This is a genomic window from Shewanella sp. N2AIL, assembly GCF_022690845.1.
GTDB lineage: Bacteria > Pseudomonadota > Gammaproteobacteria > Enterobacterales > Shewanellaceae > Shewanella > Shewanella baltica.
This window is the reverse complement of record NZ_JALBYT010000025.1, coordinates 50,666-72,590: the sequence shown is the minus strand read 5'-3', so window position 1 is coordinate 72,590 and position 21,925 is coordinate 50,666. Positions and strand designations below refer to the sequence as shown.

21 protein-coding genes and 1 pseudogene are annotated in these 21,925 nt (G+C 46.2%); 10 read left to right on the top strand and 12 right to left on the bottom strand.

All coding sequences use genetic code 11. From position 1 onward, the window contains the following. Both MO387_RS14960 and MO387_RS14955 read right to left on the bottom strand, forming a co-directional pair. Positions 1-86, bottom strand: an 86-nt coding sequence (locus tag MO387_RS14960; protein WP_242325992.1) for a valyl-tRNA synthetase, incomplete at its 3' end; no start/stop codon positions are given. 47 nt (positions 87-133) lie between these two features. After that, positions 134-745: pseudogene (locus tag MO387_RS14955) on the bottom strand (IS110 family transposase); the annotation flags it as partial. 507 nt (positions 746-1,252) lie between these two features. On the opposite strand from MO387_RS14955, the gene MO387_RS14950 reads away from it, so the two are divergent. Continuing rightward, entirely contained in the window at positions 1,253-1,708 is a 456-nt protein-coding gene (locus MO387_RS14950) for a GNAT family N-acetyltransferase (RefSeq protein WP_107949622.1), read from the top strand. Between the two features lie 51 nt (positions 1,709-1,759). Here MO387_RS14950 and MO387_RS14945 read toward each other — a convergent pair whose 3' ends face one another. Beyond that, positions 1,760-2,947 (bottom strand): benzoate/H(+) symporter BenE family transporter, encoded by a 1,188-nt coding sequence (locus tag MO387_RS14945; protein WP_107949624.1) that lies wholly within the window; start codon positions 2,945-2,947, stop codon positions 1,760-1,762. A 126-nt stretch (positions 2,948-3,073) separates the two neighbouring features. On the opposite strand from MO387_RS14945, the gene MO387_RS14940 reads away from it, so the two are divergent. Together MO387_RS14940 and MO387_RS14935 are read left to right on the top strand one after the other, a co-directional pair. Then, positions 3,074-3,649: an XRE family transcriptional regulator gene (locus tag MO387_RS14940; RefSeq protein ID WP_107949626.1), complete on the top strand. Its 576-nt coding sequence runs from the start codon at positions 3,074-3,076 to the stop codon at positions 3,647-3,649. Between the two features lie 145 nt (positions 3,650-3,794). Next, the gene (locus tag MO387_RS14935) at positions 3,795-4,118 is read left to right on the top strand and encodes a rhodanese-like domain-containing protein (protein ID WP_107949628.1); all 324 of its coding nucleotides are present in this window, start codon (positions 3,795-3,797) and stop codon (positions 4,116-4,118) included. Between the two features lie 84 nt (positions 4,119-4,202). Here the strand turns inward: MO387_RS14935 and azoR are convergent, their stop codons facing one another. From azoR to MO387_RS14905, 6 genes are all read right to left on the bottom strand, one after another. Beyond that, positions 4,203-4,799 (bottom strand): FMN-dependent NADH-azoreductase, encoded by a 597-nt coding sequence (azoR, locus tag MO387_RS14930; protein ID WP_063884975.1) that lies wholly within the window; start codon positions 4,797-4,799, stop codon positions 4,203-4,205. Positions 4,800-4,956: 157 nt separating this feature from the next. Then, positions 4,957-5,409, bottom strand: coding sequence for a thioesterase domain-containing protein (locus tag MO387_RS14925; RefSeq protein WP_107949630.1), 453 nt, complete (start codon positions 5,407-5,409; stop codon positions 4,957-4,959). A 147-nt stretch (positions 5,410-5,556) separates the two neighbouring features. After that, positions 5,557-5,994, bottom strand: coding sequence for a D-aminoacyl-tRNA deacylase (gene dtd, locus MO387_RS14920; RefSeq protein WP_011982175.1), 438 nt, complete (start codon positions 5,992-5,994; stop codon positions 5,557-5,559). A gap of 17 nt (positions 5,995-6,011) precedes the next feature. After that, positions 6,012-6,617: a hypothetical protein gene (locus tag MO387_RS14915; RefSeq protein WP_107949632.1), complete on the bottom strand. Its 606-nt coding sequence runs from the start codon at positions 6,615-6,617 to the stop codon at positions 6,012-6,014. Next, positions 6,614-7,579: an alpha/beta fold hydrolase gene (locus MO387_RS14910; RefSeq protein WP_199908769.1), complete on the bottom strand. Its 966-nt coding sequence runs from the start codon at positions 7,577-7,579 to the stop codon at positions 6,614-6,616. The genes MO387_RS14915 and MO387_RS14910 overlap by 4 nt, the downstream gene beginning before the upstream one ends. A 36-nt stretch (positions 7,580-7,615) precedes the next feature. After that, positions 7,616-8,587: a virulence factor BrkB family protein gene (locus MO387_RS14905; RefSeq protein WP_107949634.1), complete on the bottom strand. Its 972-nt coding sequence runs from the start codon at positions 8,585-8,587 to the stop codon at positions 7,616-7,618. Between the two features lie 81 nt (positions 8,588-8,668). Here MO387_RS14905 and MO387_RS14900 point away from each other — a divergent pair, with 81 nt between their 5' ends. The 5 genes from MO387_RS14900 to MO387_RS14880 all read left to right on the top strand — a co-directional run bounded on the left by MO387_RS14900 (position 8,669) and on the right by MO387_RS14880 (position 14,240). Next, entirely contained in the window at positions 8,669-8,890 is a 222-nt protein-coding gene (locus tag MO387_RS14900) for a hypothetical protein (RefSeq protein WP_006079786.1), read from the top strand. A 29-nt stretch (positions 8,891-8,919) separates the two neighbouring features. After that, positions 8,920-9,573: a DUF2959 domain-containing protein gene (locus MO387_RS14895; protein WP_107949636.1), complete on the top strand. Its 654-nt coding sequence runs from the start codon at positions 8,920-8,922 to the stop codon at positions 9,571-9,573. A gap of 266 nt (positions 9,574-9,839) precedes the next feature. Next, the gene (locus tag MO387_RS14890; RefSeq protein ID WP_107949638.1) at positions 9,840-11,054 is read left to right on the top strand and encodes a 4Fe-4S binding protein; all 1,215 of its coding nucleotides are present in this window, start codon (positions 9,840-9,842) and stop codon (positions 11,052-11,054) included. 260 nt (positions 11,055-11,314) lie between these two features. Then, entirely contained in the window at positions 11,315-13,030 is a 1,716-nt protein-coding gene (locus MO387_RS14885; RefSeq protein WP_234420969.1) for an LTA synthase family protein, read from the top strand. Positions 13,031-13,217: 187 nt separating this feature from the next. Then, a complete protein-coding gene (locus MO387_RS14880) occupies positions 13,218-14,240 on the top strand; it encodes a diguanylate cyclase (protein WP_107949642.1) in 1,023 nt (340 codons plus the stop codon). Positions 14,241-14,528: 288 nt separating this feature from the next. Here the strand turns inward: MO387_RS14880 and typA are convergent, their stop codons facing one another. Further along, on the bottom strand, positions 14,529-16,340 hold the full coding sequence (gene typA, locus MO387_RS14875) for a translational GTPase TypA (protein ID WP_012196535.1): 1,812 nt from the start codon (positions 16,338-16,340) through the stop codon (positions 14,529-14,531). Positions 16,341-17,363: 1,023 nt separating this feature from the next. Between typA and glnA the strand changes: the two genes are divergently transcribed. Beyond that, complete coding sequence (gene glnA, locus MO387_RS14870) at positions 17,364-18,773, top strand: glutamate--ammonia ligase (RefSeq protein ID WP_006079778.1); 1,410 nt, start codon at positions 17,364-17,366, stop codon at positions 18,771-18,773. Positions 18,774-19,089: 316 nt separating this feature from the next. Here the strand turns inward: glnA and MO387_RS14865 are convergent, their stop codons facing one another. Together MO387_RS14865 and MO387_RS14860 are read right to left on the bottom strand one after the other, a co-directional pair. Continuing rightward, a complete protein-coding gene (locus MO387_RS14865) occupies positions 19,090-19,962 on the bottom strand; it encodes a hypothetical protein (protein ID WP_107949645.1) in 873 nt (290 codons plus the stop codon). A 183-nt stretch (positions 19,963-20,145) separates the two neighbouring features. Next, a complete protein-coding gene (locus MO387_RS14860) occupies positions 20,146-21,018 on the bottom strand; it encodes a hypothetical protein (RefSeq protein WP_107949647.1) in 873 nt (290 codons plus the stop codon). Positions 21,019-21,509: 491 nt separating this feature from the next. Here MO387_RS14860 and MO387_RS14855 point away from each other — a divergent pair, with 491 nt between their 5' ends. After that, the gene (locus MO387_RS14855; protein ID WP_105251113.1) at positions 21,510-21,833 is read left to right on the top strand and encodes a YceK/YidQ family lipoprotein; all 324 of its coding nucleotides are present in this window, start codon (positions 21,510-21,512) and stop codon (positions 21,831-21,833) included. The last annotated feature ends 92 nt before the right edge of the window (positions 21,834-21,925 follow it).

Genomic DNA, 21,925 nt, shown 5'->3' with positions numbered 1-21,925 from the left:
TCAACACGCTCTACAACGCCTAATTTAAAGGCTAAGGTGTAATCTCGTTGTGTGCGCTTACGGCTTGAGTTAATTGATGTTGTCATAAAGAAGTCCTCTTTATGTCAACGTATTTCAGGACGGGACACTTAATTTCAGTGAGCACTTGTGCATCACAACCCTTAAGCCGTTTTTCTATATCACTAAACTCTTCATATAACTGATAAAAAATGGCCCGACCTTTGGTGGTCAGCGCATTGGTTTCATCCGCTAAAATATCTGGGAGCTGTACTTTAAAAGCCGATTTACTTTTGGCTATCACAATGCCGTATTCCGCTAACATCCCTCTGACTTGATTGATTAAGGCGGTTGATTGTTTGTTTAAACGCTCACGCATACGGTGAAGCAGTTGTACATCTTGTTGCGCGACGCTTTTGGGTTTTACAAACCGCATGTTGGGTCGCTGCGCAGCTTCAGCGATGGCTAGCGCATCGTTGTAGTCATTTTTATTACCTTGCCGAAAAGGCACCACAAATTGAGGTGCGATTAGCTTGACGTTATGGCCCAACAGCTCAAATTCTCTGGCCCAGTGATTTGCTCCACCACAGGCTTCCATCACAATCAGGCACGGCTCAATTTGAGCAAGAAAGGGAAGTAAGTCCTTGCGTCTAAGCATTTTCTTTTTGATTAACTTGCCTGCTTTATCGACACCAACAGCATGAAAAACAGACTTTGCGATATCTAAACCAATTGTAGTAATCTTCATAAGTGGACCCGTCCTCTTTCTGATGAGTTTTAGCGACTACATCGTGGCCCATTGTGAGGCCGATTAAAAGTGGATGGGTCCATTCCATTATCCATGCACTTCACGACATTCAGGCGTCCTGCCTATCAGATGCCGAGATAGCGTCAGTCGAATCAGGGACGAGCGTCTGACGCGATAGCATAAGGGTGCTAATTGCCCAAGGGGCTTTCAACTCCGTTGGGGACGCCGGGGGATATCCAAAAGGGGAACAGGCGCTTTTCCCCTTTTGGTCGGGTGTGGGGTGAAGCCCCACGACTTTGATTTTTATTTAAAAGTCCAAAAGTAAGGACAACCTTCCTTGCTTGCCCTATCGATCAAAACCAAGGGATGAAACGTCATCTCTTTAGCAAGAACTCTTGGCCTACCCTTTGCTTATCCACCGCAGCGTTTACCCCTAAAAACAACTAAACGCGATAACACTATGATGGACAAGCAACAACAGAGGGAGTTTCAATCTTGAGAAAGACGATGAAAATTATACTAGATGATCTAAAAGGGCCTGAAATTGCAGCACTTTTAACAGAACACCTCGACGATATGCGAGCAACTTCACCGCCTGAAAGCGTTCACGCATTAGATCTTGATGGCCTGCGTCAGTCCAATATTCGCTTTTGGACCCTGTGGGATGGCAATAATTTAGCGGGCTGCGGTGCACTAAAATGGTTAGATGCCGAGCACGCCGAGATCAAATCCATGCGCACTGCCGCGCCCTATAAGCAGCAAGGTATAGCGTCTAAAATATTGCAGCACTTGATTAACGATGCCAGAAGCGCTGGCGTCAAACGTCTGAGTCTAGAGACAGGTTCGATGGACTTCTTCAACCCCGCTCGCCTGCTCTACAGCAAATTTGGTTTTCAAATCTGTGGCCCCTTCGACGGCTACCAACTCGACCCCAATAGCGTGTTTATGACAAAGAAAATCTAAAAAACATGCGCCTTAGTCTTTGAAATTCATCTCTAAGGCGCTTTGCTGCAGTTAAGTATTCGCTCGCTTAACTACTGATGCAGTTCTGTGCCCGTTCCACCAATGGATAATAAACCCAAGCAACAGCCCCCAAAATGCGCTGCCGATGCCCAGCACACTAAAACCTGATGCCGTGACCAAGAAAGTGATCACCGCTACTTCGCGATCTTCGGTTTTAGCTAATGCGGCGGTAAGGCTATTGGCGATAGTGCCAAGCAGCGCTAATCCAGCGATGGCCAGTACTAATTCCTTCGGGAAAGCGGAAAACAGGCCGACCACAGTGGTGCCGAGTAACCCAGTGATAAAGTAAAACACCCCGCCCCACACTGCCGCCCAGTAACGGGTCGCTGGATTCGGATCCGCCTCTTTCCCCATGCAGATAGCCGCTGTGATGGCGGATAAGTTAAAGGCAAAACCGCCAAAGGGCGCCAGAATTACCCCGATTAGCCCTGTGCTCGTGATCAAAGGCGAAATAGGCGGCCTGTAGCCATTACCGTGCAGCGCAGCAACTCCTGGCATATTTTGCGAGGCCATAGTTACTACAAACAGCGGTAGCGCCACGCCAATCACACTCGCCAGCGAAAACTCAGGCGTGGTCCACACTGGCATCGCTAGTTGCAACTGAACGGCATCTAACTTGAGTAAATCTAATTGAAAGCTCATGCAGATGCCCACCAGCAAGGTCAGCAAGATGATGTAGCGCGGCGCAAAAGGTTTAACGACGACAAACACCAACAGCATGATCAATATGAGGCTCAGCTGGGTTTGCATCGCCTGAAATAGCCCTAGGCCAAATTGCAGCAGGATCCCCGCCAACATGGCTGAAGCGACTGACTGCGGCATGATACGGATCAGTTTATCCATCCAGCCTGCCACCCCGCAAAGGGTGATTAAAATCGAACTCACCAGAAACACGCCTATGGCTTGGTTGACGCTCAATCCCGCTAGGCTGGTCACCATTAGCGCTGCGCCCGGTGTCGACCAAGCCGTTAGAATAGGATTCTTGTAGTAAAGCGATAATCCTATGCTGGTCACGCCCATGCCCACACCTAAAGCCCACAGCCATGAACTAATCTGTGCAGATGTCGCCCCCACAGCTTCCGCCGCTTGAAAGATAATCACAGCCGAACTGCTATAACCCACCAATACCGCAATAAAACCGGCTGATATTTTTGACAAACTCCCTGCATCTCGCCACATATCCACTCCCTTCCTCTGCAATTGATGTCGCCACCACGTTGTGCGCTATAACGTACGAGATGGACAAGATAACACCTGTGCGTTATAACGTACAAACTAAATTTTTATAAAAATGATGGGGCCATTGTGCAGACGATAAACAGCTATCTCGCCACCACACTCAAAGCACTTCGCAACCAAAAGGGATGGAGTTTAGATAAAGCCGCCCAAGAGACGGGCGTCAGCAAGGCCATGATAGGACAAATCGAGCGCGGTGAATCTAGCCCAACCATTGCGACTCTGTGGAAAATTGCCAGTGGATTCAATATCTCACTGTCGACCTTTCTCGAACCCACGCCCCAGAGCCAAGGCGCTGTATTCCGTAAGCCCGACGAGTTACGCCAACAACCCGCCACCGACGGCATGTTAGTCGCCTCACTGTTTCCCTTTGAAGACCGCTTTGGTTTTGAGATGTTTGAACTCACCCTGCTGCCAAACTATGAGCGGCTTTCTGAGCCCCATGAAGCTGGCGTCACTGAACATGTCATTGTATTAAGCGGCACTATGGAAGTGTTAGTCGATGGACAGTGGCAAACGCTCAAGCAAGGTGAAGCGGTACGATTTGCGGCCGACAAACCCCATGGCTATCGCAATCTAAACGAGCAAGCCGTGATCTTCCACGACATCATTCACTATCAACGAGGCAGTGAATCTAGCTTGTAGCAGCTTATCTAACGCCAGTAATGCAGAGTTCGAGTACCAACAACGCCAAAGACCAAACCATTACTACCGATAATCTGCAACGCTTGCACTCGCCAATTCATTAGAATAAACTTATTTAAAATTTTCTAATGGTAGGAGCAATGCTATGTTTCAATCTTTACTGGCTAAGTTATCCGGCAGTCAATCGGGCGAAAAGTGTTGGCAATTGATTGAGCAAGGCGCACGGGTGATTGATGTGCGTTCACCGGAGGAATTTGCCTCCGGTCATTTGCCCCAAGCCATTAATGTGCCATTGCCAACACTCGACCAGTGGTTGCATCAAGTCGACAATAAACAGCATCCCTTCGTGCTCTACTGTGGCGCGGGTATTCGAGCGCAAAAAGGCTGCGATATCCTCAAGGCCAATGGTTTTAGTTGCGTGATAAATGGCGGTTCGCTTAAAGATTTAGTCTGCTGCCAACCTAGCTAAAATGCACATACAAAAATGCCAGCCTATTAAGGCTGGCATTATTTATTCAGCTAAATCAAATGACTTAGCTAATCAATTGGACAATTAAGCCTTCAGCTGATCGATACTGTGTTTCGCTTCGCTCATGCCTTTATCGTGTGCTTCAGGACCCATGTTCAGCGCTTCGGCGTAAACCACTTCAACATTAGTGATACCAATAAAGCCTAAAACCGTTTTCAAGTAAGGTACAACGTGATCCGTTGGGCCATCTTTGTGAGCGCCGCCACGGGTCGTCACTAACACAGCGCGTTTACCTTCCACTAATCCTTTTGGACCTGTTTCAGTGTAAGTAAAAGTCACACCAGCGCGGGCAATGAAATCAATCCAGTTTTTAAGTTGAGTCGGAATAGTGAAGTTATACATAGGCGCTGCGATAACAATCGTATCGTTCGCTTTTAATTCAGCAACTAAGGTATCTGATAAGGCGAGCATTTCTTGCTGACGTGCCGATAATTCTGCACCACCACGTAAACCAGAAGCGATTTCACCGTCTACCATAGGCAGCACATCTTTACCGCCTAAATCACGTACTGTGATAGCGGCGCCTTGGGTTTCCCAGTGGCTCGCTAAGTGGTCAATTAACACGGCAGATTGTGAATAACCGCCAAGAATGCTTGATTTTAAAATTAAGACTTTAGACATAATCTGCTCCGAAAATAGGTAAATGACTCAGAGTCAGATGGAATATCTCAACTCTATGACGCTAGTGTATTCGCCCATAAAAAAGAAATAAAGTGGATAAAATTTGAGATTCACTTCGATTTTTTAGAAAGGTTATCGGTTGTTGCGACGCTTTACATTAACTCACTTTCGGCGCACTGACATACAGGCCTTCGAATACCGCACAAAGCTTAGCATCACAATACAATTGCACTGCTAACTTCACTTTCACTCTGCGCCCCCTTTGCAACGGACTGAGATCCACATCTGGCCATTGCACTGTTACCACAGGATCACAAGTCACTGGCGCGAGATAACGAATATGGGCATCGGCGAGCACTATGTCACCGGCAACGCCTGCTAACTGCTGGTTCAGCCACACAGCGCCCCAGCCAGTTAAGGTCATCAGCGTATAAATGCTGCCGGCAAACATGGTCTGATGCAGATTGATATTAGGCGCTATCGGCGCCGTGACCCGAAATTCACCTTCGCGGTAATCGAGTGGCGCAATCTGCATAAATTCGCTAACAGGAATAGTACTGTGCCACGTCTGGCATAACTGAGTGAGTAGTTGAGTAAGTCGTTCATCCATGCGCACTTACCTTGATACATCCCTCTTCACAGCTAACACTGAATAAGTTCAACACTCTATCCCCCAGAAAAACCACGCGATAACTAATTTAATAGCTAATGTAATAGCTAACACAATAACTAACGCAATCACTCGCGCGATAAGAAGCTACACCTGCAGATTAAAAGTCACAGGGCCATCATTGACTAAGGACACTTGCATATCAGCGCCGAATTGTCCGGTTTCTGTGGTCACGCCCTTAGCGCGGCAAAATGCGACAAACTCTTCATAGAGTGCCAAGGCTTGATCTGGCGTACCTGCGCCCGAAAAACTCGGTCTCAGACCGCGGCCCGTATCGGCAGCCAAGGTAAATTGCGACACCACTAATAAAGAGCCACCGACTTGCTCTAGGTTGAGATTCATCTTGCCATTCTCATCGGAAAACACGCGATAACTCATCACTTTAGTTGCCAGTTTTTCCATTTTCTCGCGGGTATCCTGCTGCTCGACGCCCAGCAGAACCAACAGGCCCTTATCGATTGCACCTATGGTTTGATTATCGACAACCACACTGGCGCGGCTCACTCTTTGAATTAACGCAATCACAACTTTTCCTTTTTAGATTAAGGCTTAACGGGAACCATTTGCTGCATGAGCGGAATAGGACGAATATATTGATCGATACCATCTGGCAAGGATTGCACGACTTGTGCCAAACCGCCATTGGTCCACAGCATAAAACGGCGTAACTCTTCAATTTCAACATGGTCGGCAAAGGTGACAGTGCCTTGTATTTGGATCACCGCGCCTTGGTCCAGCAACACAAACTTGGCAAAATTAAGCTTTTGATTCAAAGTGCCAATCACCACAGGCAGCTCTTGGCTAGCCTGTAGTTGCGGATGCACGGCATAGAAACGATTCATTAAAATACGGTCAATGCCCGCAGAATTAATACTCGGCTCAAGCAAAAACTGGTTATTACCAAACTGCACCGCGACTTTAGTTGGCGCAACCTTGGTGGCCAAGTAGTTAGCGTTAATCAACGCTTGATACAAGCGCTCAGCGGCAGCGTCATTGGTTAGTCCACCCAGTTCAACGACTTTGGGCGCGACGGGCGCACTCACGGTCTCCTGAGCCACCACAGGGTCAATCGCGCTGGTTTGCGAGGGCGCCGTGGCGGCACAGGCAGTTAATCCGAGTAAACTGGCACTGATGAGCAATGTTTTCATTGTATTTCCCTTTGATGTATCCACGACCACATAGCATGGATTTCTGCTGTGACCGCCAAAAACAACGACTCGCTATTGAGCATATGTCCGCCGTCGGCAACAGATTGAATCGTAATAGCATGCTCTAACCCAGCCAAAAAATCGCGCAATAGCGCCGCTGGGCAAATCGCATCCTGCATTCCTTGCAATAACACACTACGCGCCTTCACCCTAGGCGTCACGCGTTGCAACACACTCATGGCATTGAAGTAAGCATGCCGAGCAAAGTGCAATTCGATATCCGCTAACGCTAATACTGGGTCAGGTAACTGTCTTGGCAACACCAATCTCGCCCCCGCGAGCTTTAGCTCCCACTGAACCCAACGCCGCGCAAAATGGTGCCGCAGGTTTTCATCGGCCGATGCCAAACCTTGATGGTATGAATCCAGAAGTTCAGTCAGCGATGGTGCTACGGACGCATTGCCACTGAAGAGTCGATAAGCCGCTGGTTGCAATGTTGCCGCGCCGTCAGCGCCATAGAGCCAATCTATGCCTTCTTTAGACGGAATAAATAACGCCCACAGCACTTGCGCTATCACCCGTTCGGGAAATAATCCGCTGTAAATTAAGCCTAATGTGGCCCCAAAGGAGCCGCCCGCTAAACACCAGCGCTCAATACCTAACGCGAGGCGAATCGCCTCCATATCGCAGATCAAACCATTAAGATGATTATGGGCTAAATCGCCAAAGGGCAAGGATTGCCCAGAACCTCGTTGATCTAACAGCAAGATCCAATATTGATCGCCATTAAATAAAGCTAAATCACCGATATCACAACCCGCTCCCGGACCACCGTGCAAATATAACAGCGGGATACCTTGAGGATTTCCGTATTGTGCAAGATGTAATTGCTGACCATTGCCAACGCTAAACCAGTCGCGGCGGATAAAAGGGGGAAAGGATTCAAGCACTGATTCAGGCATTAAGTGTTATCGCCATTACTTAACCGTTTAGGGATGTTATTCCGATTTCGCCACGGCCTTGAGTGCCGTCACCTCTGCCGACGTTAAGGTTACAGGCTGATTATCTTGGCAGTCTTGTAAAGGCTTACCATCCAGATCCGTTTCATCCTCATCGGAGCTCGACTCATAATCTAAATACTCTGGCATAGCCGCGGTAATTTCCGCGCCGAGTAATACTATCATCCACGATAAATACACCCAGACAAAGATAATAGGGATCACGGCTAAAGCCCCATAAATAGCTTCGTAGCTCGGAAACTGAGTCACATACAAGGCAAAGGCTTTTTTACCTAACTCAAACAAGATTGCGGCGACAATCGCCCCTAATAGTGCATGTAGAAACTTCACCTTTTGATTAGGCACTACCATATACAACAGCAAGAATGCCGCAACTGAAAACAGCATGGGCAAACGCGCAATAAAAATAGGCAACATGCCCGATAAAGCTTCAGCTTCAAACACCTTTAGTGAAATCACATAGGAAGATGCGACCAAACTCGCCCCGACCAATACCGGCCCTAACGTTAGCACCATCCAATACATAGAAAATGCGACCACCACGGAACGCTTCTCTTTAGTGCGCCAAATGTTATTGAGTGATTTGTCGATGGCGGAAATCAGCATAATGGCAACCACTACTAAGGCCGCGATCCCCACGGCTGTGCCCTTAGACGCATTGCCAACAAATTCATTGATATACACTTGCACTGTGTCGCCAGCAGCGGGTAAAAAGTTTTCGTAAACAAAGCCTTCTATCTGCCCACGAATGCCTTTAAACACCGGAAAAGCCGACAACATAGACATAGTCACGGCCACCATAGGCACGAGTGACAATAGCGTGACATAGGCCAAGTGTCCGGCGCGAATATTGATCTGATCTTCCACTAAACGCCGCCTTAAATGCAGCAGGAAGTGCCAGATCCCGAGGAATAAGACGCGAATTTGTGCCAGTTCTATCTTCTTAGTCACGGGTTTCTCTTGATTCTGTTGGTATAGACTCGTTATCTTCGTACAATAAACACTTAATTTACAAGTCTAAGGAGTGAATTGATGTCTCAACAAGGATCTGCGGGTAACGTTATTTCCGCTATTGCTAGCCTATTTTTCCCTGGGTTAGGCCAACTATTGCAAGGCCGCATTATGGCCGCACTGTTATTTTTCATTATCACAGTGGTGGGTTATGCCCTCTGGTGGCTAATTGTGCCCGCGGTAATAGGTGCTATCTTTCATCTGTGGAGCATTATCGATGCGGCCCGATTTAAGGCCGATTAATTTCAATTCACTCAGTGACGGAATACCCAATGAAAAGACTGATAACTTCAGGCCTGATTGCCGCATGCCTCCTGCTCAGTGGTTGCCAAAGCGCCTATTACGGTGCGATGGAAAAGGTCGGTTACCATAAACGCGATATTATGGTCGACAGAGTTAAAGACGCGAAAGAATCCCAAGAGGACGCCCAAAAAGAGTTCAGCTCGGCCCTCGAAGAGATGCAAGCCCTGCTCAATCACGATGGCGGCAGCCTAGAAAAAGCCTATAACAAGGCCAAGGATGAATACGAGTCAGCCCAAAGCGCCGCAGACAACGTCAGCAACCGCATCAAGAAAGTTGAAGATGTGGCCGAAGCGTTATTCGATGAGTGGCAAGATGAAATTGGCGAGATCAGCAAAGCCAGCCTGCGCCGTAACAGTGAAGCTAAGCTCAAAGAAACCCGCCGCGCCTACGAACAATTGATCAAAAGCATGCACCGCGCCGAATCAAAAATGCCGCCCATCCTCACCGCCATGAAAGACAACATGCTGTATCTCAAGCATAACTTGAACGCCCAAGCCATTGGTGCGATCAAAGGCGAATTTGCCAGCCTGCAAACCGATATTTCGGGCCTGATTAAAGAGATGAACAAATCGATTAACGAGTCGAACAAATTTATCGAGTCACTAGAAAAATCAAAAAGTTGAACCAAAGCTGCTACTTAACTCCTAAGCCCTAGCATACTAAATTGCTGGGGCTTTTTATGCTTTGTGTGACCTCGCTCGCTGTCCCTGCAAGCCATACTTTATTTGTGCAAGCCCAAAACACTTAGCTTTGTGAGCTATGGCGCGCTTTAGTGGATTGATAGCACCAATCTTAGACCTGCCGCACAATTTCATTTAGTACTCAAAAACTTATCATCAGCTCATCACTCAGACACTGTACTCGTTACTCATTTGCTGTATTCATCACTATGACTTTTATCGAATCACTCACCCTGATGTTGGCACTCATGTATCTCGCCTCACTCAGCTATTGGAGCGGCCAGAAATGGGGCGCTGTCGCCACACTGTTACTCAGCGTCGGCGCCGTCGCGATTAGCCTTTACTGGCCATTGGCACTCGGACTGATTATTGCGCTGCCGTTGACATTACTGGGGCATAAATTTGCGCCAGATTCCTTCAAGGGTGAGATTAAAATCAACACCCTGCGGGAAGGCACTCAGCATGTCTTAGCGCTATCGCTTTTGCTGGTTGCCGTGCAATACACAATCAACACCATACTGCTTAAGCAAGGGATTACACCTTGGCTCATGCGCCCCGATGTGGTCGATGCTTTCCTGCCGATTGCTGGCGGTATTGAGCTTAAGGCCATTGTCAGTCTGAATTTATGGGATCAAACCCATCCTGCGGCGGCGGTGATGTTAGCTGCGGTATTACTCACAGGATTACTCTGCAAGCGAGCATTTTGTGGTTGGGCTTGCCCATTAGGTTTGGCAGGGGAATATCTGTATGCCTTTAGAAAACGCTTTATTAAATCAGAACTAACACCACCCGCTTGGCTCGATTGGCCACTACGTATGCTCAAGTATCTATTGTTGCTTGGACTCTGTTACATAGTGATTGGTATGCCAGCACAATCGATTCCTAATTATCTCGAAGGTAATTATCATAAGATTGCCGACTTGAAGATGGCACTGTTCTTCCTAACACCTAGTCTAATTACTTTATTAGTGTTTGCGTTGATCCTTGCCTTAGCCGCATGGCGCCGTCAGGGATTCTGCCGTTACTTGTGCCCTTATGGTGCCATGCTCGGGATCTTAAGTTTTGCGAGTCCCTTAAAAATCCGCCGTGATACTCAGCACTGCCTTATCGAAGCAAAAGGAATGAAATGTGACAAGTGCAGCCGCGCCTGCCCAGCAAACATCATAGTGCACACCAAAACCACGGTTCGCAGTGACGAATGCCAAGCCTGTATGCGCTGCGTCGCCGCTTGTCCAAAATCTGCCGCCCTTGGCCTAGGACTTAAATCCGGCCACAGACTCGGCCACAAGGGATTACTGGCATTAGTGCTAATCGCATTATTTATTCTGCCGTTGGGCGCGTACTTAGCGGGTTTCTGGCATAGCCAAACACCCGACAATATCCGCATGGAACTGATCCAAGTGATAGATAGAGTGGGGCATTAGCTGGGTATAGGTTTGCTTTTGAACTAGTCTAAGGTGGTGTGTTATTATGCGCCTCCTTAAACTGTCATTGAAAATTTTATCGTATGAAACAGAGTAAATTTCGCAGCGTGTTGTTTCTATATATTTCCATGCTATTCATTTTAAATTGTTCTCGCATAGCGAATTATATTGTATATCGCGATTATTATAAGGAAACTCTCGATTTACTCACGGTGATATTTACATCATTTCGCTTTGATATCATGACAACAGGCTACGTCATGCTCATACCTACATTGCTAATATTAGTACCAGGAAGTGGTCGTATTGCAACGTTCATCAAAGGAATGGGCTTAAAGCTTGGTTTAATTATGCTATTGCTGTCTACGCTAGCACTTATAGGAGACTTCATTTATTTTGGTGTAGTAAATAGACACACATTTAGCGATCTACCATTATTAATGACTGAAACATCTTTCGTATTACCATTTTTGGTGAAAGATCATTTAGCATTAACGATATTAAGCTTTGCTATCATTATTCTAGCAATTATTTTTCTAATAAAGAAATATCAATTTTTTTTCCACAATAATCAAAAGCATAGAACTCTCGCATCACAAATCAGCGTATTTATTATCGCTATCCCAGTTTTGATATTATTCCTACGGGGATTAAATTTACAGGGTAAGCCACTTGGTATTATCGATGCTTATAAAAACCAAAGTGAACAACAAGCAAATTTAATCTTAAATGGTATTTACACTGGCGGTAAAGGTACCACTCAAATTTTTAAGCGTACCGATTATAATTTCTTTAGTTCAGAAGAAATTAAACAACATCTCAATAAAACAGAAGATGAAGCATATAAATACCCATTCTTAAGTCAATTCCCAGAGAATACACCTAATGGTCGTAACTTAGTTATCATTTTGGTTGAAGCATTAAGTTATGCTTATATTGATGGATTATCGGGTTCAGACTATAAAGTAACCCCATTCTTAGATGAGTTGTCAAAAAAAGCTGAGGTTTATGATAATTTCTATGCCGCTGCTCAGCGTAGTAACTTAGGCGTTCAAGCGAGCTTATTTGGCTTGCCGCCCCTTGAGAGTGTTGGTTATATCGGAGGTGGCCTGGAATTATCACGACTAACAAAAATTGGTAATATTGCTCAAGCCCATGGCTATCAAACCCAAATGCTGCAAAGCTCAAAACGTGACTCGATTCGTTTAGATTCAATAGCCAACTATGCCGGTTTTCAGCAATATCTTGGACGCAGTGATATCCCGATAACACGAACAGATTATCCCGATCCTGATGGCGCACAATTTGGTTGGGATTATGAGATGTTGATGAAAACACTCGAATTAGCAAACAAAAAAACGCAGCCATTTATTAGCTTTTCGTTTACAGGCACCACCCATATGCCCTATGTCGAAACACCGAAGCACTTACAGGTTTATCCATATGGGCAAGATACATTTACAGATTTTTTGAACACTGTTAGATATACAGATGAAGCTCTTAAAGCATTTTTTGCAGAAGCATCAAAACAGGACTGGTACGAAAATACGACCTTTATGATTTTGGCAGATCATACTTTGTTCAACACGAAAAATCCGGGCTTAGAAAGTGCGTTCCATATTCCGTTATGGATTTACCGTCCTGGACAAAACATAACTCCTAAACGGCATAAAATACTTGCAAGCCAACTAGATATTTTACCTACAGCTTTTGATTTACTCGGCTTTAATGACGAGTTCGCATCAGTTGGTCGCTCTCTTTATAGGGAACGAAAACCCTATAGCATTGTTGTAAAAGGTGACTTACTTGGTGCATTTACCAACTCGGGTAATTTTTTAATTGCTGGAGATAAAATCATATCAGAGAGCGATAATGCAGATTTTATTGAGAATCAAGCTCCTCAGTATGCAGAACAGCTAAAACTTGAATTTCAACTCTCGCAACAAGCAGTTTTGAACAATACTTGGGTTAAGTAGTGCATTCAAAACACCGCTAATCTGACGAAGTACACTGCAGATAATGGCTTACATCACTATCTGCAGTATTTTTAATATATAAGTCATAACATTGACTACAATCAGGCAACCACTCGATTTTATCGCTGATACTATTCCTATGCGAGTACCAGATAAGTGGTTTTATGTTCCATCACGGAGCTAGCCTATGCGACCCAACCGACAGCAACTGATCCGTTCGTTATTTGACGAATATATTGAGATGTATTCCTCCCGTGATGACAGGCTAACCCACCGCTTTAGTGAGAACTTTAGCGGCTATGCTGGCAGTAGTGACCAGCTTGTCACCGACAGGGAAGAATGGGTGCGGATCACTCGGCAGGACTTTGCACAAGTGCCTGAGCGGATCCATATCGAAATGTTAGCTCTCTCCTTACAAGATCTTGCCGATAACCTCGTGGTTGTGACTGCCTTTTTTCATATCCACTTACCTATCCCTAATCCCATGCTTTCCCGCGAGACAGCACGGCTAGTGTTGATATTTCGTCTAGAACACAAAGACTGGATGATTGCCCACAGTGGCATATCCATCCCCTACGGCTTAGCCCACAAGGGAGAGATTTACCCGATAGAGCGATTAGAAGAGCGTAATGTCGAACTTGAATCCATGATCAAGGCACGAACCTGTGAGCTGGCAGAAGCTAATAGGCAACTCGAAATACTCAGCAATACCGATGGTTTAACCAATATCGGCAACCGCCGCCTATTTGACATGATGTTACAAACGGAGTGGAGCCGAGGACAAAGGAGCAACTCATCACTGGCCCTCATCATGCTCGATATTGACCACTTCAAACAATTTAACGATCACTATGGCCACCTCGCCGGCGATGATTGCCTTAAACAACTGGCCAGTACTTTATCCCAATCGGGCCGCAGGGCCGGCGAACTCGTGGCTCGCTACGGTGGTGAGGAATTTGTCATTCTGTTGCCCAATATCGACAAACAAACGGCACTCGACACAGCGCAGCATATTCATCAGTTAATCCAAGCCATTGCCATTCCACATGCGAATACCGACCTTGGTATTGTGACCGCCAGCGCAGGAGTCGCTTATCTGCAACCCTCAAACCAACAAAGCCCTTTAGAGTTAGTTCGCCAGGCCGATGCCGCGCTTTACCGTGCAAAATCAGCAGGCCGCAATTGCATACGGGTGATGAATGAGGAGTAATACAGGATCTTAAGATTCAGCATTTTTAACTAATCACCGGCATACTCTATCTTCTCATCACAGAACAACAGAGTTACAACGTTGAGCAGAGCCCGCAGTGCTTCAGAGAATATATGCTGCAAGCACTAAGCTTTTAGCGATGTAACGAATAAAACTTCACATCAGCTCCATAGCGCAAAGTATCGATATGCCCATGACCAAATAACTCCCAACAAAAAGCCCCACATAGTTTCCTATGCAGGGCTTTTTAAACCGATTGACCCACCTTAATGGCGAGTCAGACGATCATTAAGCGCGGTTAAAGCGCTTACGATCGTTTTCAGTCAAGTGTCTCTTACGAACACGAATGTTCTTAGGCGTTACTTCAACTAATTCGTCATCATCGATGAACTCAAGCGCTTGCTCAAGTGTCATGGTGATTGGCGTAGTCAGTACTTGAGCTTCGTCAGTACCAGAAGCACGCATGTTGGTCAGCTGCTTACCTTTCAGACAGTTAACTGTCAGATCGTTTGAGCGAGCGTGGATACCAACTACTTGGCCTTCGTATACTTCAGCGGCATGGCCGATAAAGAGACGACCGCGATCCTGTAGACCAAACAGTGCGAAGGTCAGAGCCTTACCAGTAGCGTTAGAGATCAATACGCCGTTAGCGCGTTGACCGATATCGCCACCTTTGTGTGGACCGTAATGGTCGAACGAGTGGTAGATTAGACCAGTACCAGAAGTCGCAGTTAAGAATTCAGTTTGGAAACCGATTAAACCACGGCTTGGGATGATGAAGTCGATACGTACACGACCTTTACCATCAAGCTGCATGTCTTTCATTTCAGCTTTACGGGTACCTAACTTCTCGATCACTGTGCCTTGATCTTCTTCTTCAACGTCAACAGTCAACGTCTCATATGGTTCACACAGTTCACCGTCGATGGTTTTCAGAATTACTTCTGGACGTGATACGGCTAACTCGTAACCTTCACGACGCATGTTTTCAATCAGGATTGATAAATGCAATTCACCACGACCAGATACGCGGAAGCGATCTGGACTTTCTGTTTCTTCAACACGCAGTGCCACGTTGTGGACTAATTCTGTTTGCAGACGTTCCAGAATGTTACGTGAAGTCACATACTTACCTTCTTTACCAGCAAAAGGTGAAGTGTTAACTTGGAAAGTCATGGTCAGAGTGGGTTCATCAACAGTCAAAGCAGGCATTGCTTCTACTGCGCCAACGGCACAGATAGTGTCAGAAATTTTCAGCTCGCCTAAACCTGTGATAGCAACGATGTCGCCCGCGTTAGCAATTTCAACTTCAGTACGGTCTAGACCCATGTAACCTAATACTTGGCCCATTTTACCGTTACGAGTTTTGCCATCAGCGCCAATAATGGTCACTTGTTGGTTAGTTTTAACGCTACCACGCTTGATGCGGCCGATACCGATAACACCCACGTATGAGTTGTAGTCGATTTGCGAAATTTGCATCTGGAACGAACCTTCGGCGTCAGCATCTGGGAAAGATACTTTTTCAACGATAGTTTGGAACAGCGGCGTCATATCATCGCTCGCTACATCCGGATCTAAAGTTGCAAAACCGTTTAACGCAGAAGCGTAAACGATTGGGAAATCTAACTGCTCGTCGGTTGCGCCTAAGTTGTCGAACAGGTCGAATACTTGGTCGATAACCCAATCTGGGCGTGCACCTGGACGGTCAATCTTGTTGATAACAACGATTGGCTTTAAGCCTTGAGCAAACGCTTTCTTCGTTACGAAGCGAGTTTGTGGCATTGGACCGTCAACAGCATCAACCAGCAATAATACTGAGTCAACCATAGACAGAACACGCTCAACCTCACCACCGAAATCGGCGTGGCCTGGGGTATCAACGATGTTAATACGGTAGTCGTTCCACTTGATGGCAGTATTCTTTGCCAGAATCGTGATCCCACGTTCCTTTTCAAGATCGTTGGAGTCCATCACCCGCTCAGTGGCTTCTCCTCGGGTTGCAAGGGTGCCTGACTGTGACAGCAACTTGTCTACCAGGGTCGTTTTGCCATGGTCAACGTGTGCAATAATGGCGATGTTACGTAAATTCTCTAGCACGGATAAACCTCTTACCATCAAACAAAAATAGGGATATTTCAGTAATTCGTTATGGCGATCTAGCTCGATCCGCCACAATAAAAAGCGTGCCATTCTACTCCAGAGCGGCCTTGGCGCACAGGATTATTTTTGAACACTTATAAAACAATCCGCCGATCCTTGGGTAATTCCTGCCAATATTCCATTGAGTGAAATCCTCTACCGCCACAGTTAAAGCACTGTTCAATTGCCATATTAGTAGGGAAAATCCGAGTTAAGCAGCTGAATTTGCTATTTTTCATACTCTAGACGCAAACAATTTCTGCTGATTTAAACATCAATTAAAATTGATGTCACCGCGATGAAATCATCTCGCCGAGAAACAGCAATAAATTCTAGCGTACATTTAACTGAGCATTCATATTGGCGTTTATGACCGCGAAAACTGAATGTCTTTAAGACTCACTTCATTGTCACGCTATACCTTTATTACGCATCATTGATTCACTTGGTCTGTGAACAGCAAAGACATTTCGCACATGAGAACGAACTCTTTCCTAATAATATGATAATAAACCACTATTGGATTGAGAATGCGTGGCATAGTTGGACAGACTAGCGTGGTTTTATGACAATTTTGCGGCGGCGAAACAGCCCAGAGAAATAGTCCAGTTCTGTGCTGAAAAGATGTGCTAGATTCAGTGCTGCTGTCCTTATGGGACTAATGTGAGCCAAGGCGTCACTGCCATCTCACTGCCACATAAGCAGTGCATGTTATTACTTTGGATCCCAGCCTAGGTTTGCATGAATCAATTCAGTGCGCACCAAAATGGATTGATGCACCAAAATGCCACAGCCAAAAGCACCATAGTGGTGCAAACACGAATCCAATTAAGTGCAACAAAGATTTTAAACCATGTTAATCAGCTAGTTAAATTATTGGCATGGATATCGCTTTATCGCTCGTAAGTTTGGCTCAAGATAAATAACTTGAGTTAAAAGATTATAGAAGGGGCATCCCTTTACCCTACCGGAGGCTTGAGAATGTCAGTTGAATCAGTTTTAAAGCAACTTGAAGAATTAGAAGTTAAGTTCGTTGATTTACGTTTTACCGACACTAAAGGTAAAGAGCAGCACGTATCTATTCCTTCTCATCAGGTAGATGCTGATTTCTTCGAAGACGGCAAAATGTTTGACGGTTCTTCTATCGCAGGTTGGAAGGGCATTAACGAATCAGACATGGTACTGATGCCAGATCCAACGACATTCGTACTGGATCCTTTCACCGAAGAAACCACAGCACTGATCCGTTGTGACATTCTTGAACCAGGTACTATGACGGGTTATGACCGTGATCCACGTTCAATTGCTAAAAAAGCAGAAGCTTACCTAATCTCTACTGGTATCGCTGATACTGTTTTGATTGGCCCAGAACCAGAATTCTTCCTATTTGATGATGTCCGTTTCGGTACTGACATGTCAGGTTGTTTCGTTAAGATCGACGCTAAAGAAGCGGCTTGGAACTCAGGCACTAGCTACGAAGGCGGCAACACAGGTCACCGTCCATTCACTAAAGGCGGTTACTTCCCAGTTGCACCGGTTGACTCATCACAAGACCTACGTAGCGCTATGTGTTTAGTGCTTGAAGAAATGGGTCAAGTGGTTGAAGCGCATCACCACGAAGTGGCGACTGCGGGTCAAAACGAAATCGCAACTCGCTTCAACACGTTAACTAAAAAAGCGGATGAAATCCAAATTCTGAAGTACGTAGTGCACAACATGGCACACGCTTACGGTAAGACGGCGACTTTCATGCCTAAACCCATCGTTGGCGACAACGGTAGCGGCATGCACGTTCACCAATCTCTGGCGAAAGACGGTGTTAACTTGTTCGCTGGCGACAAATACGCGGGTTTAAGTGAAACGGCTCTGTACTACATAGGTGGTATCATCAAGCACGCTCGCGCGCTGAACGCTTTCACTAACCCAAGCACTAACTCTTACAAACGTTTAGTGCCACACTTTGAAGCACCTGTTATGTTGGCCTACTCTGCCCGTAACCGCTCTGCATCAATCCGTATTCCAGTGGTACCAAGCCCTAAAGGCCGTCGTATCGAAGCGCGTTTCCCAGATCCACATGCAAACCCATACTTAGGTTTCGCAGCGCTGCTGATGGCCGGTCTTGACGGTATCCAAAACAAGATCCACCCAGGTGAAGCGATGGACAAAGATCTGTACGATCTGCCTCCAGAAGAAGCGGCTGAAATCCCACAAGTGGCAACGTCATTAGAAAACGCCCTTGAAAACCTGCAAGCTGATCATGAGTTCCTGACTAAAGGCGGCGTGTTCAGTGAAGATTTCATCCAATCTTATATCGTACTGAAAACAGCAGAAGCTGAGCGCGTAGCACGTACAACTCACCCACTTGAGTTTGAAATGTACTACAGCCTGTAATGGCTAGCGCTATACAACCAGCTCGCTTTATGTAATTGATATAAAAGCCTCGATAGCAACGCTATCGGGGCTTTTTGTATTTTGAAGGTATATACAACTTTTATTCTGATTCAATCATCGCGTTGTTCTCTAAATAGGCATCATCGCCAACCACTCTTTTATCATTCAGAGAAGGCACGCCAGACACCGCGGCAACAGCAACAATAGAGATAAATGGTTAAAAAAAATCTAAACTAAACGAGGATGCAGCAGAAAAACCACCTATATAGTAGGAAGTTAACTACCGCGCCATTATTGTTAAGTGTCCACGCTTTATTCAACTAGGCAGGTTATTGTCAGGGGAAAAATCTGACAGTTGAGCAGGTTCGCCTGACTCAAATGACGCGAATGGTACGCCATCTAACACCCGCTCATTTTTAAATACACGGATTTCAGAATCAGGTAACTGCGTCATCTGTAATGACAAGATAATGTGCATCTTATCCAATGGGCAATGAAGACGAATACTTGCGCGTAAGCCCATTGTTCGTACATCCGATTGGCAGGCAATAAATGGACGATTCCGCGTTACCTTAATCAAATGGCGATGCCCATTTTTTATAGGGCTCTCATAAGTTGTTTCTACATTTTTAAAACCGGTGAAGAAAAATGCCCCCAGAGCCATTCCGCCTGCACCAATCAGCGCTGCTGGGCCTAAAAAAGCCACTCCGACAATACAAACCACCACCCCAAACCAAGCCAGCCCCCGCACTACCGCGTAGGCGACATCCGGAATAGCGTCATGATAGGTAGTAACTAACCCCTCGGTGGTGAGCCGATAGTGGTACTGTTTGTCTGCAAACCAGAGGTAACGAGCAGATAAGCACATAATTAAAGCCATGATGATTAACCCGATACCCAAGCTAGTATCGCCAGATAGCAAATAGCACCCTATAAGTGCTAAGCAACCACACGGGATCAGGAAGGTTAACCAAAATAGACCATAGACAGTCGCCACCCGAATATCCCACTCATAAAGCGTGGGCGCCTCACGCACCCGCTGCTGACGTAGCTTATTGAGCCGGCTTTGCTCCTCTTGGGGTAATTGCAGGAACTCACTGCGCGGCAGGTCTTCATACCGACTGTCGTCCAACAGTTTTGTCTCTTGCTCTGTCGACGCCAACTGCTGCGGCGCTGCTCTCTTATTCATATAGCTATTCCTTTGCTGTGCCTACGGACTGCACGGTCATCGTTAACCTACCCACACAGCTCGTACTTAATGTCTTCTCGCCCTTGACGATCTTGCCGCTATAAGGCCTGTTAGCATCTTGGTGGCAAAGCAGCCACTGATGAACATCGAATCTCGCGCCAATAATCGGCGCGAGAAAAAATGTTAACTGGGCTGGGTATTCTCAGGGGAAAAATCTGATAGTTGGGCTGGTTCGCCTGACTCAAATGACGCAAATGGTACGCCATCTAACACGCGCTCATTTTTAAATACACGGATTTCAGAATCAGGTAACTGCGTCATCAGTAATGACAAGATAGTGTGCATCTTATCCAATGGGCAATGAAGACGAATACTTGCACGTAAGCCCATTGTTAGTACATCCGATTGGCAGGCAATAAATGGACGATTCCGCGTTACCTTAATCAAATGACGATGCCCATTTTTTACAGGTCTCTCGTAAGTAGTCTCTACATTTTTAAAACCAGTAAAGAAAAATGCCCCCAGAGCCATTCCGCCTGCACCAATCAGCGCTGCTGGGCCTAAAAAAGCCACCCCGACAATACAAACCACCACTCCAAACCAAGCCAGCCCCCGCACTACCGCGTAGGCTGCATCCGGAATCGCGTCATGATAGGTAGTAACTAAACCCTCGGTGGTGAGCCGATAATGGTACTGTTTGTCGGCCAACCAGAGGTAGCGGATAAATGGCGCAAAAATCAATGCCATGAAAAAAAAACCATACCATTGGTCAGACTCATACCAGTGCGCCACCAAGCCAATCAGCACCATTATCCCGCAGGGAATAATGACAACGAGCCACCCTATGCCATACACGGTCGCTACCTTAATATCCCACTCATAAAGGGTGGGTGCCTCACGCACCCGCTGCTGACGTAGCTTATTGAGCCGGTCTTGCTCCTCTTTAGGGAATTGCAGGAACTCACTGTGTGGCAAATCTTCATACCGGCTGTCGTTCAACGGTTGTGTGTCTTGCTCTGTCGACGCCAACTGCTGCGGCGCTGCTTTATTGTTCATCCTGTTACCTCTCGGTAGACTCTACTTGTAGCGTGGGCATCGCCAAGCGTAAATCCAGTCATCCATTTTAAATCAGCAACATAATATGCTCTCGGCCTACCCTCAAGCGAATATTTACTGAAACAGTTTTAAGGAAGGTAATAAAAGTAGCTAGATGGCCAGTGAGGGAAGTGGAGACTGATTTTAAAGAGTATGTTCAAAACTCATCAGGGTTCTGCGAAGGCACGGCATACAAACCTCCATGATTAATACTTATCCAAAACAAGAGTCGCCGTTAACAACTAGGTTATTGAGCTTGGTTGTATCTCGTTTCTGTTGATGAATAATTGACAGATATAATCATATAGTTAGAATGCCAAGCTGTTGAAACAGAACAGGTTGGCATCAAATGAAACCTGGTCTGGTTCCACATCACTAACGATCTCAGTTGATCAAGTGAGTAGATCATACCGAAGCAATGCAGTTTTTCACATATAAACAATGGAGTGATTATGCGTTGGTTGACTTGGTTGGTCGTGTGCTGTTCTCTCACGGGATGTGCAACGATAACGTCGAGGATGGGAGAAGATTCAACTTGGGGTCATTCTTTCTCAAGTGTGCAAACGGCTGTTGATAATGGCGAGGAGTGTATGATTATCTCCGCGTTGGCGGCCCCGCCCTTGCTGCTCTTTACCATCCCGCTGACACTTGTTGATATGAGCAGTGCGTTGATCATCGATACTGTTATGCTACCTGCAGATTTAGCGATCACGCCCAGCGATCCCAAGCTCCACACCCCGCGGCCTATGGTCTGCCGCTATGACTACAAGATTTAAGCATGATCGCACCCAATAAATAACCTCAAGTTGCCTGTGTGGCGGTGAATTAGCGCCGACATACGGGAACGACCATGTCGCGGTTTGCCTCC

Bases quoted from the DNA above. Each gene is read 5' to 3' on its own strand.
- MO387_RS14950 (WP_107949622.1), top strand. From the start codon at position 1,253: ATGAAAATTATACTAGATGATCTAAAAGGGCCTGAAATTGCAGCACTT.
- MO387_RS14945 (WP_107949624.1), bottom strand. From the start codon at position 2,947: ATGTGGCGAGATGCAGGGAGTTTGTCAAAAATATCAGCCGGTTTTATT.
- MO387_RS14935 (WP_107949628.1), top strand. From the start codon at position 3,795: ATGTTTCAATCTTTACTGGCTAAGTTATCCGGCAGTCAATCGGGCGAA.
- azoR (WP_063884975.1), bottom strand. From the start codon at position 4,799: ATGTCTAAAGTCTTAATTTTAAAATCAAGCATTCTTGGCGGTTATTCA.
- MO387_RS14925 (WP_107949630.1), bottom strand. From the start codon at position 5,409: ATGGATGAACGACTTACTCAACTACTCACTCAGTTATGCCAGACGTGG.
- MO387_RS14915 (WP_107949632.1), bottom strand. From the start codon at position 6,617: ATGAAAACATTGCTCATCAGTGCCAGTTTACTCGGATTAACTGCCTGT.
- MO387_RS14910 (WP_199908769.1), bottom strand. From the start codon at position 7,579: ATGCCTGAATCAGTGCTTGAATCCTTTCCCCCTTTTATCCGCCGCGAC.
- MO387_RS14900 (WP_006079786.1), top strand. From the start codon at position 8,669: ATGTCTCAACAAGGATCTGCGGGTAACGTTATTTCCGCTATTGCTAGC.
- MO387_RS14895 (WP_107949636.1), top strand. From the start codon at position 8,920: ATGAAAAGACTGATAACTTCAGGCCTGATTGCCGCATGCCTCCTGCTC.
- MO387_RS14890 (WP_107949638.1), top strand. From the start codon at position 9,840: ATGACTTTTATCGAATCACTCACCCTGATGTTGGCACTCATGTATCTC.
- MO387_RS14885 (WP_234420969.1), top strand. From the start codon at position 11,315: ATGCTCATACCTACATTGCTAATATTAGTACCAGGAAGTGGTCGTATT.
- MO387_RS14880 (WP_107949642.1), top strand. From the start codon at position 13,218: ATGCGACCCAACCGACAGCAACTGATCCGTTCGTTATTTGACGAATAT.
- glnA (WP_006079778.1), top strand. From the start codon at position 17,364: ATGTCAGTTGAATCAGTTTTAAAGCAACTTGAAGAATTAGAAGTTAAG.
- MO387_RS14865 (WP_107949645.1), bottom strand. From the start codon at position 19,962: ATGAATAAGAGAGCAGCGCCGCAGCAGTTGGCGTCGACAGAGCAAGAG.
- MO387_RS14860 (WP_107949647.1), bottom strand. From the start codon at position 21,018: ATGAACAATAAAGCAGCGCCGCAGCAGTTGGCGTCGACAGAGCAAGAC.
- MO387_RS14855 (WP_105251113.1), top strand. From the start codon at position 21,510: ATGCGTTGGTTGACTTGGTTGGTCGTGTGCTGTTCTCTCACGGGATGT.